General features: G+C 59.0%; 14 protein-coding genes. 1 reads left to right on the top strand and 13 read right to left on the bottom strand.

The window, feature by feature from the left end; translation table 11 throughout:
- Nucleotides 1-8: 8 nt before the first annotated feature.
- The 11 genes from flgL to flgB all read right to left on the bottom strand — a co-directional run bounded on the left by flgL (nt 9) and on the right by flgB (nt 9386).
- Nucleotides 9-914: a flagellar hook-associated protein FlgL gene (flgL, locus tag EQV93_RS22020; protein ID WP_240892454.1), complete on the bottom strand. Its 906-nt coding sequence runs from the start codon at nt 912-914 to the stop codon at nt 9-11.
- 23 nt (nt 915-937) lie between these two features.
- Nucleotides 938-2302 carry a flagellar hook-associated protein FlgK gene (gene flgK, locus EQV93_RS22025; protein WP_240892455.1) on the bottom strand — a complete coding sequence of 455 codons (1365 nt, stop codon included), beginning with the start codon at nt 2300-2302 and terminating at the stop codon, nt 938-940.
- Nucleotides 2299-3345: a lytic transglycosylase domain-containing protein gene (locus EQV93_RS22030; RefSeq protein ID WP_240892456.1), complete on the bottom strand. Its 1047-nt coding sequence runs from the start codon at nt 3343-3345 to the stop codon at nt 2299-2301. The genes flgK and EQV93_RS22030 overlap by 4 nt, the downstream gene beginning before the upstream one ends.
- A gap of 12 nt (nt 3346-3357) precedes the next feature.
- The gene (locus EQV93_RS22035) at nt 3358-4410 is read right to left on the bottom strand and encodes a flagellar basal body P-ring protein FlgI (protein WP_240892462.1); all 1053 of its coding nucleotides are present in this window, start codon (nt 4408-4410) and stop codon (nt 3358-3360) included.
- 66 nt (nt 4411-4476) lie between these two features.
- Nucleotides 4477-5139 (bottom strand): flagellar basal body L-ring protein FlgH, encoded by a 663-nt coding sequence (flgH, locus tag EQV93_RS22040; protein WP_122785900.1) that lies wholly within the window; start codon nt 5137-5139, stop codon nt 4477-4479.
- 8 nt (nt 5140-5147) lie between these two features.
- Nucleotides 5148-5933, bottom strand: a complete 786-nt coding sequence (gene flgG, locus EQV93_RS22045; protein WP_122785901.1) for a flagellar basal-body rod protein FlgG — start codon at nt 5931-5933, stop codon at nt 5148-5150.
- 19 nt (nt 5934-5952) lie between these two features.
- Entirely contained in the window at nt 5953-6678 is a 726-nt protein-coding gene (locus EQV93_RS22050; RefSeq protein ID WP_240892457.1) for a flagellar basal body rod protein FlgF, read from the bottom strand.
- Nucleotides 6679-6687: 9 nt separating this feature from the next.
- Entirely contained in the window at nt 6688-7875 is a 1188-nt protein-coding gene (gene flgE, locus EQV93_RS22055; RefSeq protein ID WP_122785903.1) for a flagellar hook protein FlgE, read from the bottom strand.
- Nucleotides 7865-8596, bottom strand: coding sequence for a flagellar hook capping FlgD N-terminal domain-containing protein (locus tag EQV93_RS22060; protein WP_122785904.1), 732 nt, complete (start codon nt 8594-8596; stop codon nt 7865-7867). Before EQV93_RS22060 ends, flgE begins: the two co-directional genes overlap by 11 nt.
- Nucleotides 8596-9024: a flagellar basal body rod protein FlgC gene (flgC, locus tag EQV93_RS22065; protein ID WP_240892458.1), complete on the bottom strand. Its 429-nt coding sequence runs from the start codon at nt 9022-9024 to the stop codon at nt 8596-8598. Before flgC ends, EQV93_RS22060 begins: the two co-directional genes overlap by 1 nt.
- A 5-nt stretch (nt 9025-9029) precedes the next feature.
- Nucleotides 9030-9386 (bottom strand): flagellar basal body rod protein FlgB, encoded by a 357-nt coding sequence (gene flgB, locus EQV93_RS22070; protein ID WP_122785906.1) that lies wholly within the window; start codon nt 9384-9386, stop codon nt 9030-9032.
- 230 nt (nt 9387-9616) lie between these two features.
- Here flgB and flgA point away from each other — a divergent pair, with 230 nt between their 5' ends.
- Nucleotides 9617-10282, top strand: coding sequence for a flagellar basal body P-ring formation chaperone FlgA (gene flgA / locus EQV93_RS22075; RefSeq protein ID WP_240892459.1), 666 nt, complete (start codon nt 9617-9619; stop codon nt 10280-10282).
- A gap of 2115 nt (nt 10283-12397) precedes the next feature.
- On the opposite strand, the gene EQV93_RS22080 is transcribed toward flgA, so the two are convergent.
- Complete coding sequence (locus EQV93_RS22080) at nt 12398-15913, bottom strand: glycosyltransferase (RefSeq protein ID WP_240892460.1); 3516 nt, start codon at nt 15911-15913, stop codon at nt 12398-12400.
- Complete coding sequence (locus EQV93_RS22085) at nt 15913-16557, bottom strand: PglD-related sugar-binding protein (RefSeq protein ID WP_240892461.1); 645 nt, start codon at nt 16555-16557, stop codon at nt 15913-15915. The genes EQV93_RS22080 and EQV93_RS22085 overlap by 1 nt, the downstream gene beginning before the upstream one ends.
- Between the last annotated feature and the right edge of the window lie 244 nt (nt 16558-16801).

The following is a 16801-nucleotide window of genomic DNA, read 5'->3' on the forward strand; positions in this document are numbered from 1 at the left end:
CTTCCCGCTTACATCAGGTCAAACAGAGAAATGGTTGCCATGCGGCTATACACTTTCTGGCTGGCCTGCATCGACAGCTCATAAGCCTGCACCGCCAGGAAGGCGCCGCCCATGTCGAGCTGGGACAGGTCGCCCTGCACTTTCTGATTGGCCAGGGACACGTCGGCATTGCTTTCGGCAAGCAGGGTCAGCGTGTTTTGGCGACCGCCCATGTCGGTTATCGCACCCATCATGTGGCCGTGGGTCACATCCAGTTGCTCCAGGGTGTCCTTGAGTTGCTGGCGGGTGGTCGGGTCGTCGGGCGCGTTTTTCAGGCTGTCGACCAGGCTGTGCAAGTCATTGAGGAAGTCCGCATCAGCCCCGAGCATCTGCTGGGCCGTGACGTTATCACCGATCAGCACGCCATTGCCGACTACGGCCTGACGCTCTTCATCGTTGCCCGTCATGCTGTAGGTGCCTGTGGCCGGGTCAAAGGTGACAGCGGGCACATCGTTGCGCGTGCCAGAAAACACATAGTTCCCGGCTTCGTCCTTGGCGTTGAAGTAACTGACCAGACTGTCTTCAAGACTGGACAGCTGGGTGGCGATGGCAGACAGATCCTCCGGGCTATTGCTGTCGTTACCCGCCCACAGCAGCAGGTCGCGAATGCTGCCCATGGCATCCGACCCTGACTGCACATAGGTCTCTTGCAATTTAAGGTTGTCCGAGACTTTGCCAATGTTTTCGTTGTACTGGCCCAGGCTCGATTGCTCACGCTGGATGCGCAGCAGACGGGCACTGGCAATCGGATCGTCAGAGGGCTTCTGGATGCGCAAGCCACTGCCGATCTGGGCTTGCAACTGGGCAATGGCCTGACTGTTGCGGTTCATGTTGTTGTGCATCATCGCACTGGTTTGCGCGTTGCTGATTCGCATAGGGGTACGCCTTGTGGCCGGGTTTAAACGGAAGCCAGGATGGTGTCGAATAACTCATTGGCCGTTTGCACGACTTTCATGTTGGCCTGCAACGCTTTGTTGTATTCCATGATCATTTGCGCTTCTTCGGTGTCACTGACGGCACTGACCGCATCGCGCTGACTTTGGGCTTCTACCGCAACCGCGGTGGCGGATGTGAGGTCAGCCTGGTTTTGCCGGCTGGCACTGGCCACGTCCCCGAGCATCCCGCTGTAAGCTTCGCTGAGGGTCACTTCACTGCCGCCGATGGTGACTTTCTTGTTTTTCAACTCGATCAGGGCAAGCAGCACCTGGTTGTTGCCGTTGTCACCGGGCACCCCGGAAAACGCCAATTCTTCGGGCGTCACGTCATTCATTTGCAGCAGGTTGCTGCTGCCCGCGTTGAACGTCAGCAGCGGTTTACCGGGATTGCCGTTGAGGTCGTAGCCGGTGGCCAGCGTGTCATTGACCATCCGGGTCAGTTCTTCGGCCATTTGCACAAGGCTTTCGCGGGCAGGCAGCAAGTTGTTGTGTTCAACGTCATACAGCCCGCCAAACGAGCCGCCCAGGCTCTCCTGCCTGAGCGGGAACGTGTTGCCGGCAAACGTCAGCGAGACTTCCTGTTCGCCCGCCGCGTTGGTGGTGACGGACAACTGCCCAGCCGTGCTGCCCGATACCAATGGCTGACCATTATTGAGGGAAATGGTCAGTGAGCCATCACGGGCTTCATTGACGCGCACATCGGTGAATTTACTCAGTTCGCCTACCAGCAAGTCGCGGTGATCGCGCAACGCCGAACTGTCACCGCCGGTGGACTCGGCTTCGACGATTTTTTTGTTGAGCAAGGCCAGGTTGTCGGCCAGTCCATTGATCTCGGTGCCCATGGCCGTGCGCTGTGCATGCAGTGCATCGAGCTGGCTGTTGATGCTGCTGTTGAGGCCATTGAAACGCTGGCTCAGGTTGCGCATTTCATTCAATACCTGCTGACGCTGCGGTATGTCGCCGGGGCTGTCGCTGGCGGCGCTCAGGGCTGCATAAAAGTTATCCAGACCGGTGCTGATGTTTGACCCCTCGCCCCCCATGACACCTTCCAGCGAGCTGAGATAGTCTTGCCCGGCCTGGTAATACTGCATGTCGGTGGTCGCCCGCCACAGTTGCTGGGTTTTGAAGTCGTCGCTCATGCGCCGCACGTTGGTGACGGCCACCCCGCCGCCGACCTGCTGATTGCTGGTGCCGGCCAGCGAGCCCATCTGCGCTGTCAACCGGCTGTAGCCGGGGGTGAACATGTTGGCTACGTTCTGCGCCGAGGTGTTGAGCGCAATTTGCGCGGCATTCATTCCGGAGTAACCAATCTGGCTCATCAAACTCACGATTCAATCTCCTTGCGCACCAGACGCATGTTCGGGGCAAACGCCGCAGAACTGAATGCACCCGCAGTGCTGATAATGGAAGTAGCGACTTGGTCTTCTAAAGCGACTGAATCGGGCATGCGCTTAAGGCCGATTCTGCTAATGGCTGAATCAGTGGAGGTTGACGGCCTAACAGCCTCCGCCAGCGGCACCGCCGGACGCTCAAGATCCGCCAGAATCGAACGGGTGTAGTTACGCGTTTCTGCGAACGGAATGCGCTCCACCCATTGGCTGACGCTGATTTGACCCTGTCGCGGGTCGCCGTTGACCTTCAGCCACTCATCCACGCGCCCCGGCCCTGCGTTATAGGCGGCTACGGCCAGCACGGTAGCGCCCTCGTAGCGTTTGAGCAGCTTGTCCAGATAGGCGACGCCCAGGCGCTTGTTGTAGGCGCCATCGGTGATCAGGCGCTGCTCGTTGAATTCCACCTTCAGTTCCTGGGCCATTTCCCGGGCGGTGTCCGGCATCAACTGCATCAACCCGCGCGCACCTTTGGACGATATGACGGCCACCTGCCCGGATGACTCGTGGGCGATCACGCGCTCAACCAGTGCCATGAGCGTGGTTGCCCCACGGGTCACGGTGTCTACGCCGCGCTGCCAGGTCTTCACAATCGGGGTAAACAGGCTGTCGGCCATCTGGGGCGCGGCAGGCGTCGGTGGCATGTCCCGATGCCCGGCGTGCACAGGGTCCGCCACCACGGCCTCACCCCGCGACAACTGCTTGACCAGCAGGTCAGCGATGCCCGTTTGCCGATGCGTCGCCAGGGTTTGGGCCAGCGCCTCATCATGCATCTCGCGCAGGGTATCGCCTTGGCGGCTACGCATTGAGCTGCCGTCCGACAACACATCACCCGCCTTGCGCATTTGCTTGAGGATCTGCTGCAAAAACATCGCTTCGAACTGCTCGGCAGCGGCTTCGAGACGAGCCTGACGCGCGACGGCAATGTCCTGAGTTGGCTTGGGCGCGGTCTGACGCTGTGGTGAGAATGGGAGAATGCTCATGGTCTATCGCCCTTAAATCACGATCAGTTCGGCATTCAGGGCACCGGCGGTTTCCAGTGCCTGAAGAATGCTCATCACATCATCCGGAGTGGCACCCAGGCTGTTGACGGTCTTGATGATGCTCTGTAAATCGGCACCGTCCGGCCAGGCGAACATCGGGTTGCGCTGTTGATTGACGGAGACATCCGAACGCGGCACCACCGCCGTTTGACCGCCCGACAATGCGCCGGGCTGACTGACTTGCGGGGTTTCGCTGATCGTCACGGCCAGGTTGCCATGGCTCACGGCGGCGGCTTTGACACGTACGCCCTGACCAACCACCACGGTGCCGGTACGGCTGTTGAACACCACCTTGGGGCGCGTTCGGCCTTCTTGCACATCAATGGATTCAAGCAGGGCCATGTAGCTGATGCGCTGGTTGCTCGGCAACGGCGCACGCACCGACACTTGCGTCCCGCTCAAGGCGGTGGCGGTGCCGGGGCCGAACTGCTGGTTGACGGCTTGAGCCACGTGGCTGGCCGTTTGAAAACTGGGTTGGCGCAGGTTAAGCATGACCTCGCTGCGCTCACTGAAGTCACTGGCAATCATGCGTTCGATGGTGGCGCCGTTGGCGATCAAACCGGTGTTGGCACTATTGATCGCAACGCTGGAACCACTGCGCCCTTCTGCCTTGACCCCGCCCACGACCAACGCGCCCTGAGCCAGTGCATAGACTTCACCGTCCACACCCAGCAACGGCGTCATGAGCAACTGCCCACCGCGCAGGCTTTTCGCGTCGCCCAGCGAAGACACGGTGACATCCACCGTTTGCCCGGGGCTGTAAGACGGCGGGATCGACGCCGTCACTGTGACCGCCGCGACGTTTTTAAGCTTGGGGTCAACATTGGGCGGCAAGTTAATGCCGAACTGTTTGATCAAGTTGGCCACGGACTGATTGGTGAACTTGACCTGGCTTTTATCGCCACTGCCATCCAGGCCCACGACCAGGCCGTAACCGATCACCTGATTGGCGCGAACCCCCTCAACATCAACAAGGTCCATCAAGGGTGTAGCCAACGCCGGCATGTGCGACAAGAGGCTATAGAACGTCAACAGGGTTAGCAGCGCGCATCGCATAAATAAGCTTTCCACTCACAGGGGGAAAATGGGGTGGGTGAAAAAACGGGTTAACCAACCCGCCGAATTACTGTCATTGAGTACACCCCGCCCTGCATAGGAAATCCGGGCATTGGCCACGCTCTGCGACGACACCTGGTTGTAACGGTTGATGTCATCGAGACGTACCAGCCCGGCCAGACGAATGAACTCGTCGCCCTGGTTCAAGCGTAATGATTTCTCACCTTTGACCAACAACGTGCCGTTGGGCAGCACTTTGTGTACCGTCACGGCAATCGAGCCGCGCAGGGTGTTTTGCTGCGAACTCTTGGCCGATCCATTGAAGTCGCGCTCGGCATCCACCTGAGTTTCCAGACCGGAATAGGCTTTACCCAGCACGGTGGGGGTATCAATGCCGATGCTTGAGGATTTGCCAAAACTGGTGCCTGCGCTTTTGCTCGACTGAGTCGACTCATCAAGGACGATGGTCAGAATGTCCCCGACCCTTAACGCGCGTTTGTCCTGATACAACGAGCCTGCGTAACCGGGGCGATAAAGCCCGCCACCCTTGGCAGGCGGTACGCTGTAATCCAGAGGCAAAGGCTCATAAGCGCTGGAGTCTTCGTCGGGCAACAGCTCCGACAGGCTTTGGCAACCGGCAAGGGCCACCCCCAGCGCACACAGGATGAAATTACGCATTGAACTGCTCAGACCGTCTGATTAAGGAACTGCAACATGCCGGATGAGGCATCCAGCACCTTGGCGTTGGCTTCATAAGCACGCTGAATGGCCATCATCGAAACCATGGCCTCTACCACTTCAACATTTGACCCTTCCAGCTGGCCTTGCTTGATGACGCCCAGGCCATCCTCACCGGCGATGCCCTCGACCGGCTCACCGCTGGCAACCGTTTCCTGATACAGGTTGCCGCCCAACGCCTGCAACCCGGACGGGTTGGCAAAATTGACCAGCATGATCTGGCCAATTTCCACCGGGCCGGCACCGCCCGGCAGTTCGGCGGTGACAATGCCGTCGGTGCCCACCTTGAAGTTTTTATGGCCCACCGGCAGCTCGATGGCCGGAGACAAAGGCAGGCCTTGGGTGTTCACCAGCATGCCTTCGGCATTGAGCTGTAACTGACCACTTTCGGTGTAGTAAATATCGCCATTGGCGGACTCAACCTGAAAGAACCCAGGCCCGCTGATGGCCAGATCCATGGGTTGCCCCGTGGTTTGCGTGCTGCCTTCGGTGAAGACTTTTTGCGTGCCCACCACCCGCACACCGCTGCCCAACTGGATACCCGACGGCACCGTATTGACGGCATCGGCCTGGGCGCCGGGCGGCACTTCAATGGTGTAGAACAAGTCTTCAAACACCACGCGATCGCTTTTGAAACCGGTGGTATTAACGTTTGCCAGGTTATTGGCGACGGTGGACATGGCCTTGTCCTGGGCGGCAAGCCCGGTTTTGCTGATCCAGAGTGCAGAGCTCATGGGGTATGTCCTGTAAGTATCAAACGCGAATCATGCTATTACCCGCCGACGACAAGTCTTCGGCGGCTTTCATCATCTTGACCTGGGTTTCGAACAGCCGGCTCAGGCTTATGGTGCCCACCAACTGGTCAATCGCCGAGACGTTGCTGGCCTCCAGGAAGCCTGCGGCCAGCACGACGTTGTCATCTGCCGCCGCCGGAGCGCCGTCTAGTGTCACCAGCAAACCGGCACTGTTTTTTTGCAATTGGCCGGCCGTCAGGTCGACACGTTTGATCTGATCCACTTCAACCATCAGTGGCTCGCCACGGGGCAATACCGAAATTCGGCCATCGGCAGCAATGTGCACCGTGTCGAACTCGGGCAACTGAATCGGACCACCCTCGCCCAGCACCGCGCGGCCGTTGATGGTCAATTGCATGTCGGCATCAACCTGCAAACTGCCATGGCGGGTATAGGCTTCGCCCTCGTCGCCCTGAACGGCGATCAAACCTGCACCCTTGATGGCGAAATCCAGATCACGGCCTGTGGCCATTAGCGCACCGGGCGCCATGTTCACGCCGTTGCCTTGAACCTTGGTCAGATGCCGGCTTTCATAGCCGTACCCTTGAACCGGCACACTCACGGCCTGTTCAAGGTCGGCACGAAAACCCGGTGTGTTGACATTGGCCAGATTGTTGGAGCGCACACTCAGCGCCGTCATCGTTCGACTGGCGGCGGTCATTGCCGTATAGCCCAAGCGGTCCATGGGTCAGCCTCAGATAGCGTTGAACAGCACTTGCGTCAGTTCCTTGTCAGTGGACAGCACTTTGCTGTTCGCCTGATAGTTGCGCTGACCTTCCATAAGCCCGACCAATTGCTGGGTCATGTCGACGTTGGAGCTTTCCAGCGCACCGGCTGTCAACTCGCCAAACAATCCCGTGCCCGGAGGACCGATCAGCGGGTTGCCCGACTCGCCCGTGGCACTCCAGCGAGTCGCATCTTCGTTTTTCAGGCCGTTGGGGTTGGCAAAGTTGGCCAATACCACTTGCCCTTGCAGCAGTCGCTCGCCATTGCTGTAGGTGGCGTAAACCATGCCGTCTTTTTCAACGGTCACACCGGTGTTTTCACCTGCGGCATAACCGCTTGGGTCATTGGTCGTCACCACAAAGTCCGACGCGCTCTGGGTGCTGCGGGTGTAGTTGATGTCAATGCTCATGGCCTCGACACCGGCCAGGGGAAACGAAATATTCACCGGGCCCAACGGCGTGACTAAACCACCGCGCTCATCGAAAACCATCGGTTCAGGGCCACCTACGATGGTTTTATCCACGGCGTAATGGACTTCCCAGGTGTTGTCCCCGGTTTTGACGAAGTATTGGGTCAATGAATGTTGTTTGCCCTGGGAGTCATACACCGCGGTGGTCTGGCTGTCGGTATAGGAGTCAAGGTTGTCCGGATCGAACGGCGTGACCGTGACCGGGTCCTTGCCTGCATCCAGGTTGGTGACAAACTCAATGCCGTCGGTGGCTTTGGCAGGCAAGTTGCCGGTCTGCAAACGCAAATCGCCCACCGTACCGACCTGCAAGTTGCCCGCCGCATCAACGGTGTAACCTTGCAAATACTGACCGCTGGCATCCACCAGGTAGTTATCACTGTCTTTGCCAAATGCGCCGGCCCGGGTGTAGCTGATATCGCCGCTGGCACTGCGGGTGACAAACAGTCCGCCACCCGAAATGGCCAGGTTGAGGCTGTCGCCCGTGCCTACGTGCGCGCCGCCCAGGCTCATGCTCTGGGTATGGCCCAAGACACTGACCCCCATAGCCTGAGTGCCCGAGTACAAACTGCCGAACTCGGTACGCGACGATTTGAAACCGGTGGTGCCCACGTTGGCGATATTGTGGCTGATGGTGTTGAGCTGTTCGGTCACAGCATTCAAGCCGGTAAGTGCAATGTTAAAACTCATGGCGCGGGCCTTGTATCGATTGGCTGAGGGAGCGTTGCCCCGGGTTTTGCCCGGGCAGCATCAGGTTGCTGAGCATTGAAGCTTCACTGAATTCAGTAATTTCATAGAACGGCACGTCACCCACACCGGCGATATTCAACACCGGCCCGTCAGTGCTCAGGCGCACGCTGTTGACCTTGCCCTTTGCCTCCACAACAAAGCTCTCGTCCGTGTTGGATTTGACTTCAATTTCATACTTGCCGGGCTTGAGCCCCAGTGCTACAGGGTCGATTTCGAACTCCACCCGCCCCGGTGCACTGGCTGGCAATGGAATTTCAGTCTCGACACCGTTTTCATCGGTGAGGGTCACCACCAACTCGTTGGCGTTGTGTTCCAGTTCAATCTGGGCCTCGACCTTCTGGTCGGTGAGATCCAGTTCTTCCACCCGAACCTTGACCATCTGCCCCACCAGGCTGGCAGCGCTGAGGTATTGCAGGTTCTCCAGCAACACCATGTTGTTTTGCGTCAATGCCGACATTTTTTCCAGGCTCTGAACCTGAGACATGGCCGCGAACTGGCTGAGGAATTCACTGCTGTCCACCGGCTTGGTCGGGTCCTGATTGCGGATCTGCGCCACCATCAATTGAATGAAGGTGTTCTGTATTTCATCGGAGTCAGAGTTGCCGTTGACCTGATCACCGGGTGGCGGCGTATTGCGCGTGTCGTTCTGGATCTGGCTCATCAGGCTTCTCCCAGTTTGAGCAGCCCTTGCTGCATGCTCTTGATCCGGTTGAGTACTTCGACCCCCGTTTCAAAACTGCGGGTGGCCGACATCATGTCGGTCATTTCTTCGATTTCGTTCACGTCGGGGTAGAACACATGACCGCTGCGGTCTGCCAGAGGATGGGCAGGTTCATAACGCTTCTGCGGCTCGCGGCCCGAGGCCACTACATCCAGTACCTGAACATGCGCCCCGCCCATGCCGACACCGCGCGTCAACTGGTCGTTGCCATACAGGGCGGCAAATACCGGTTTGCGCGACTGGTAAACATCCTGGGCATTGCCCGCTGCAGAGTCGGCATTGGCGAGGTTGCTGGCGACCGTATTCAGTCGCACGGTCTGGGCATTCATCGCAGAGCCGGCAATTTTGTAAATAGCGTCAAAAGCCATAATGATCAGCGTCCTTCGATGGCCTGTTTAAGGCCTCGAAATTTCATGGAAAGAAACGTCAGGCTGGTTTGGAAATCAGCTGCACTTTTGGCAAAGGCTGCCTGTTCCACACTCAACTCCACCGTGTTGCCGTCCTGAGAGGGCTGGGCAGGCACGCGGTACTTCAGTTGAGCGCCGAACCCTTCAGCCAGCGAGGGTGACGATCCGCGCTGGCGCATCTCGGCGGCAAAGTCCAGATCCCGCGCCTGAAACCCGGGCGTGTCTTCATTGGCCAGGTTTGCAGCCAGAATCTCGCTACGTTGCATATGCAAACCCAGTGCGCGCATGTGCACCCCCATCGCGTCTTCTATCCGTATACTCATTACCCGACACCTTTCATCAATGTTCAGCTCGCAAGCATGAATTGCAGGAACTGTGCCTAGTCGCAGAACCCATTCCAGACCATTGATTTAAAAGACTTTTTATGAAATCACGAGACCGATCTGACGCCGTATCACTTCCGCCTTTTCGACGCCTCGCTCAACGATGCGGAACTGTAATTTCCGCCTTCGCGGTGGCCAGCCTGATTGGCCTGTTGCCGGTGCCCCGAGCAATGAGTGCGGATGACACCTACAGGGCGCAAATTGACGATGGCGTGCGTCGATACTTCACCCAGCGACTCAGCGAAAGAGCCGCCGATCAAGGCTGGCAAGGGCTTCGATTCACGCAAAAAGTGTTTGCGCTGCCCACCGACTTACCGGGCCTGAAGTGCCCGCAACCGTTGCAGGTCGAGGCTGAACAACAGCCTTCATCGGTGCTGGGTCGCAAGCGCGTCCGTCTGACGTGCGCCGGGCAACCTGCCTCATCCATCACCGTCACAGCCCAGGCAACGGTATTCATCAGGGCCGTAGTGGCGACTCAAGTGCTTGAACGTGAAGAGCCCATCTCCGAGGCGATGCTGACAGTGCGCGAAGTCTCGCTGGGCAAGCAGGATCAGGCGTATTTCAACCGGATCGATCAGGTCGAGGGTTTGAGTGCCAAGCGTCGAATTCGCGCCGATCAGGCTTTGACTCAGGAGATGTTGACCTCCCCCTGGTTGGTGCGTCGTGGTCAGCGGGTGACCATGCAGGCCCGTCATGGCGCCATCCAGGCGAACACAGAAGGCGAAGCACTGACTGATGGCCGCAAAGGCGACGTGATTCGGGTCAAAAATGTAACCAGCGGCAAGATCATTGAAGCTCAAGTGACAGGCGTCGGAGTGGTGAGCAGCACCTATTAATCCGCGCTGGTCGCAAGATGGGACGACTCGGTGTGTCAGGTTTTACGACGGCTACACACCATGCTCGTAGCCACACGTTAACCTGTAGCCGCTGCCGAAGCCTGCGTTCGAGCGCGAAGCGGTCGCAAAATGGCACACCTCGGTGTGTCAGGGTTTACGACGGCTACGCCGCCGAACGCAGCCTTCGTTCCTCGTCAGCGGCTTCGCTCCTGCTCCCAGCGCACGTTTACCTGTAGCAGCTGCCGAAGGCTGCGATCGAGCGCGCAGCGGTCGCAAGATGGGACGACGCGGTGTGTCAGGGTTTACGACGGCTACGCGCCATGCTCGTAGCCACACGTTAACCTGTAGCCGCTGCCGAAGGCTGCGATCGAGCGCGGAGCGGTCGCAAAATGGGACGACTCGGAGTGTCAGGTTTTACGACGGCTACGCCGCCGAACGCAGCCTTCGTTCCTCGTCAGCGGCTACGCTCCTGCCTGCAGCCACACGTTAACCTGTAGCCGCTGCCGAAGGCTGCGATCGAGCGCAAAGCGGTCGCAAGATGGGACGACGCGGTGTGTCAGGGTTTACGACGGCTACGCGCCATGCTCGTAGCCACACGTTAACCTGTAGCCGCTGCCGAAGGCTGCGATCGAGCGCGCAGCGGTCGCAAAATGGGACAACGCGGTGTGTCAGGTTTTACGACGGCTACGCCGCCGAACGCAGCCTTCGTTCCTCGTCAGCTGCTACGCGCCATGCTCGCAGCCACACGTTTACCTGTAGCAGCTGCCGAAGGCTGCGATCGAGCGCGAAGCGGTCGCAAAATGGGGTGCCTAGGGGTGTCAGGTTTTACGACGGCTGCGCCGCCGAACGCAGCCTTCGTTCCTCGTCAGCGGCTACGCGCCATGCCCGCAGCCACACGTTGATCTGTAGCCGCTGCCGAAGGCTGCGATCGAGCGCGAAGCGGTCGCAAGCTGGGACGACACGGAGTGTCAGGGTTTACGACGGCTACGCCGCCGAACGCAGCCTTCGTTCCTCGTCAGCTGCTACGCACCTGCGAGCAACAACACGTTGATCTGTAGCAGCTGCCGAAGGCTGCGATCGGGCGCGAAGCGGTCGCAAGATGGGACGACTCGGGGTGTCAGGTTTTACGACGGCTTCGCCGCCGATCGCAGCCTTCGTTCCTCGTCAGCGGCTACGCGCCATGCTCGCAGCGACACGTTGATCTGTAGCCGCTGCCGAAGGCTGCGATCGAGCGCGCAGCGGTCGCAAGATGGGACACCGCGGTGTGTCAGGTTTTACGACGGCTACACGCCTTGCTCACAGCCACACGTTAACCTGTAGCCGCTGCCGAAGGCTGCGATCGAGCGCGCAGCGGTCGCAAGATGGGACACCGCGGTGTGTCAGGTTTTACGACGGCTGCGCCGCCGATCGCAGCCTTCGTTCCTCGTCAGCGGCTACGCGCCATGCTCGCAGCCACACGTTGATCTGTAGCAGCTGCCGAAGGCTGCGATCGGGCGCGAAGCGGTCGCAAGATGGGACGACTCGGGGTGTCAGGTTTTACGACGGCTGCGCCGCCGATCGCAGCCTTCGTTCCTCGTCAGCTGCTACGCGCCATGCTCGCAGCGACACGTTTACCTGTAGCAGCTGCCGAAGGCTGCGATCGAGCGCGAAGCGGTCGCAAGATGGGACGCCTCGGTGTGTCAGGGTTTACGACGGCTTCGCCGCCGATCGCAGCCTTCGTTCCTCGTCAGCGGCTACGCTCCTGCCCGCAGCCACACGTAAACCTGTAGCCGCTGCCGAAGGCTGCGATCGAGCGCGCAGCGGTCGCAAAATGGGACACCGCGGTGTGTCAGGTTTTACGACGGGTACGCGCCATGCCCGCAGCCACACGTTAACCTGTAGCCGCTGCCGAAGGCTGCGATCGGGCGCGAAGCGGTCGCAAAATGGCACGCTTCGGTGTGTCAGGTTTTACGACGGCTACGCGCCATGCCCGCAGCCACACGCTAACCTGTAGCCGCTGCCGAAGGCTGCGATCGAGCGCGCAGCGGGCGCAAAATGGGACACCGCGGTGTGTCAGGTTTTACGACGGCTACGCCGCCGAACGCAGCCTTCTTTCCTCGTCAGCGGCTACAAGGGCTATACCCGCCAGGCTCTGCGCCATTGCTCTCGGCCGATTTCATCAAGCATCCAATCCATGCGCACCCGGTCGCGCAAGGCATCCCCTGCCCGCTCAGTCGCATCAAGGTCGTGTACATGCATGCGAATGGCGTCCACCCAGTCGCGAAAGCGGTTTCTGACCCGCGTTACCGGCAAATCCCCGCGATACGTCACACTGTCACTGCACACCACCGCATAGCCGCACATCCCGTATTCCAACAGCCGCAGATTGCTTTTACAGGTGTTGAACAGATTATCTTCCAGCGGGGCCACGGCCAAGTCCAGATTAAGCCGGGCCAGCGCCGCCGGGTACAGGTCAATCCGTACGCCAGGGTGAAACTCCCTCACATAAGGGCGCAGCTTGTCAGGACACATCCCCATAAACACCCAGTCCACCTCATCTGCCAGTGCCTTGATCACGTCGACGATCATTTCCAGGTCGCCGGTATGCCCCGCACCGCCTGCCCAGCCGACCCTCGGCTTGTTTGAGGTTCTTCGCGCACTGACAGGCAACTCACCCCACCAGCCCATGTCCAGGCGATTGTTAACCACCACAATATCGTGATGAAAACCGCTCAACGCTTCAGCCAGCGCCTCAGTGGATACGACGAAACGATCCACATAAGACAACCCACGCCGCAGTGAACGCATCACGTCCTTGGGCATTTGCGCCTTGTGCACACTTTTGACAGGCAGATTGGGTAAATAGTCGTCCAGTTCATACACCTTGAAAGCTCGGCTGAATGCACTGATCTGCCGTGCGGCTGCCAGATCGGCCTCCCTGAGAGGACGCTGCATGACTAGCGTGTCCGGCGCATAACGTTCAAGGTGCAACACACTCGGCACGCCATACGTCAAGGCACCCTCAACCACCCCTTCACGCTTGAGGGCATTCAAGGGCTGAATGACCCGATAGTGACCGCACCCGTGCACATCACACGGCTGCGCGAGAATCACCGGCATCGGCCTCCAGGCCAAAGGTCGCCACGACAACTGGGCATCGGCCAGCTTGAAACCGCCGGCATCGTTCAATGACAAGTTCTGGTTATAGGCAGGATCGCTGGCCAACAATACGGCCCAGCGCTGTTGAAAGACTTCGCGCACAGACTCCGGGATTGCAGGCTGGGCAAAATCGTTGATGACCGCCGCATGTGGTGTCCATACGGTCAAGTAACCCGACTGCCCTACCCGCAAGCACAGATCCACATCGGCGCCACCCTGTGCAAAGGCCAGCACGTCCAGCCCGCCTACGCCGTCAAACACCGCCTTGCGAATCAATAAGCAGACATCCGAGACCGCGCTGTAGTTTTGGTCCACCCACAAACGGTTCATGTATCCCGGCGAGTTCATGGGTTGCCCGACAAAGGCATGGCCGGCGTGACCTTCAAGGCCAAGAATAATCCCGCCGTGAGTGATTTGGCGTGACGTCGATATCGCCTTGGCACCGACAATACCTACCTCAGGGCGTTGTCCATGATTGAGCAGTTCATCAAGCCATTGCCTTTGCATCAGCACTGTATCTGCCCGTAGCAACAGCAAGTATTCGCCCCGGGCGTGCCCGGCGGCCAGGTTGATGGCCGCTGCATGTGTCAGTGGCCGTGGCGCAGCAATCACCTGCAAACGATCGCCCATCAACGCTTTGATGCCCGGCATCCATTGCGTTGCATCCGGGTGAGCGCAGGCATTGTCGACCAGCACCACGTCGTAATTCGGGTATCGGGTGTACTCCAGCAGGCTGATCAAGCATCGCTGAATGGCCTGCAGATCCGTTGCCAGCACCAGCACGATCGATACCCGGGGTTGTTGCGGGTGACCATAGTTGATTTTGAAATGCCCTTGCCGAGGGGTGGTCAACTCTGCCTGCTCATAACCGCGTGCATGCAAGTGGGTCATCAATGCTGCAGCCAGATGCGGACCATCGGACAGACAAGGGCTCTGGTTGATGACCAATGGCTCGCTTACATGACCGAACCCGACCAAACCACGCTGATCAATCATGCGCAGAATCAGTTCAAACTCGAGTGCGCCTGCGTACTCCGGATTAAAGCCACCCGCAATCCGCACCGCCTCACAACGCAATAGCCAATTACGCGCCAGAATGCCCGGGAGACTGAGCAGGTAGTCCAGATTGAAGTCAGGGCGCAATGCTGCACTCAACGCACCTTCAGCTTCCTGCACCCACGCATCACCATAAATGGCCCGGCAATCCGGATCCTCCAGCAGTTCCAGACCGCATATCAGCAGGCCGCAGGGTGTCAGGAGGTCACCTGCGTCCACCAGCATCAGCCAAGCGCATTGAGTCTGCTCGACGAGCGCATTGATTTGGGCAATAAAATCAGGCAACTGACGCTCGAAATACTCAACGTCCGCGTGCACCGGCTCCCGGCACATCCGCGGGCTTATCACATACCCCTGAGCCGCCCCATAGCGGGTACGCAGGCATGCCAGACTGTTGAGCGTCGCCTCTACCGCTTGCGCATCGCCTGCGCGATCAAACACAACTACGGCAATGCCCGGCCCGCCCTTGTAATGCGCCAATCGCTCTTCGATAAGCCGCGCCTGCAAAGGGCTTGGCACCCGTGCGGCTCTCCAGTCACGCTGCTGCGCCTGACTGATCACGCCCCCACGGACCTCCATCAGTCGTTGATAAATGTCCACCGATTCCACGTTGTCAGCGCACCCCAGCTCGGCCACCCGCACCCGCCGTGTACCGGCGGCTTCCTGGTACCAGCCTAACGCCCGAATCTGCTCGCGGAAGGTGTCATGCCCCTGATTACCAATGCCCGGCAAGTCGCGGCCTTGCTGACTGAATTGTTCGCTTGAAACCCGAAACATGCACAGCGGTTTGGCCAACAAGGCAAGATTGCCCATTTGCAAAAGCTTGACGTAAAGACTCAAGTCCCCCACCCACTCAATCCCGTGACCATTGAGCGACATCAACTGATCACCGAACGCCACCAGATCTTCCCGACGGCATAACACACAGCTGGGTTCGCCAATAAAGTTCAGGGTGTGATCGACCAACCATGAGACCAGCTCTTTACCGTCAAGCTGCACATCCATCGGGAACAGCGGTGTCGTGGCCAGAATGTCGGGGATGGGCTGCCCGTCACTGTCGATACGGGTACGCCGCGACGAGGCCATTGAAATGCCTGGGTTGGCCCCCATGACCGCGACCAACTGCTCAACGCAATCGGGATGCAACACATCATCGTCGTGAAGAAACTTGACGTAATGACCGCGTGCCAACCGAATGCATTCGACAGTGTTATGCAATTCAAACAAAGCGTTCTGGTTACGTTGGTAGCGAATAGGAATAGCCGTTGTTTTCGCTACCCGCTCCACGACACTGGCTATCAACGGGCTTGCGCTGTCGTCGCAAACGATTATTTCCAGGGGTTCATACGTTTGCTGGCAGGCACTGAGCAATGCGGTTTCAAACCAGGTCGGTTTATAGGCGGGAATCACAACACTGACGAGTGGACGGCAAGGCATCAGTTCGTTCCTTTTTTGATAAACACAACGTTGGCTGGATTGCCAACCATGGTTGCGCCTGCTGGCACATCGCGCAGTACTACGGCGCCCATGCCAATCACAGCGCCATCGCCGACGCTGATGTTTCGTGCCAGCAGTGCGCCGGAATGGATCACCACGCCATGCCCGATGGTGACGTAGCCGGCAATCACACAGCGAGGGCTGATGTGGACGTAATCGCCGATCGTCACGTCGTGGCCGACCAGGGTTTGCTGCTCAATAAAGCCATGCTCACCCACACGGCAATCCACCCCGAAGCTGACGTCATAACCAAAGAAGGTCGCGCCGTGGCTGGTGCCTAAATCCAGCTGGCAGCGCGTGCGTATGGAGATGAACTGTGCCCCTTTGGCTAACAGGGGCTCGACTTGCATGCGGCGGCTGGCAGGGTTGCCTACCGCGCTGATGAACACATGCTGTGGTTGAGGACAGAATGTGTTTGGGTAGCCCAGCCAGGGGTAATCGCTGTTGGTGGCTATTGCGTCTGGGCCTCGTTCGTCCAGATAGCCTGCAATGAGCCATTGCGTTCCATGGGCGGAGTCGGCGACCAGTTGGGTCAGGGCCTGACGCCCTAACCCGCCGCCGCCCACGATGATCAGTTGCTTCATGTTCACTCCTGAAAGGGCCCCCGAGTACCGAGCCGTCGATACGATGTTGGATGTTTCGTTAATTCTTCTTTTCGCTTTTCGCTTTTCGCTTTTCGCTTTTAAAACGATCTCACTGCCGCCACCGAAACAGTGGGAACGACACTGGGGCCCATCACAGGAGGCTGAACGCAGGTGCTGTTATGGGGGTGGCGAGGCAGGACGCCGAGCCAGCCGCGATCGGGCCAAGGATGGCCCGTCGCGGCGT

Source organism: Pseudomonas sp. TMW22091 (assembly GCF_022496705.1).
Taxonomy (GTDB): domain Bacteria; phylum Pseudomonadota; class Gammaproteobacteria; order Pseudomonadales; family Pseudomonadaceae; genus Aquipseudomonas; species Aquipseudomonas saxonica.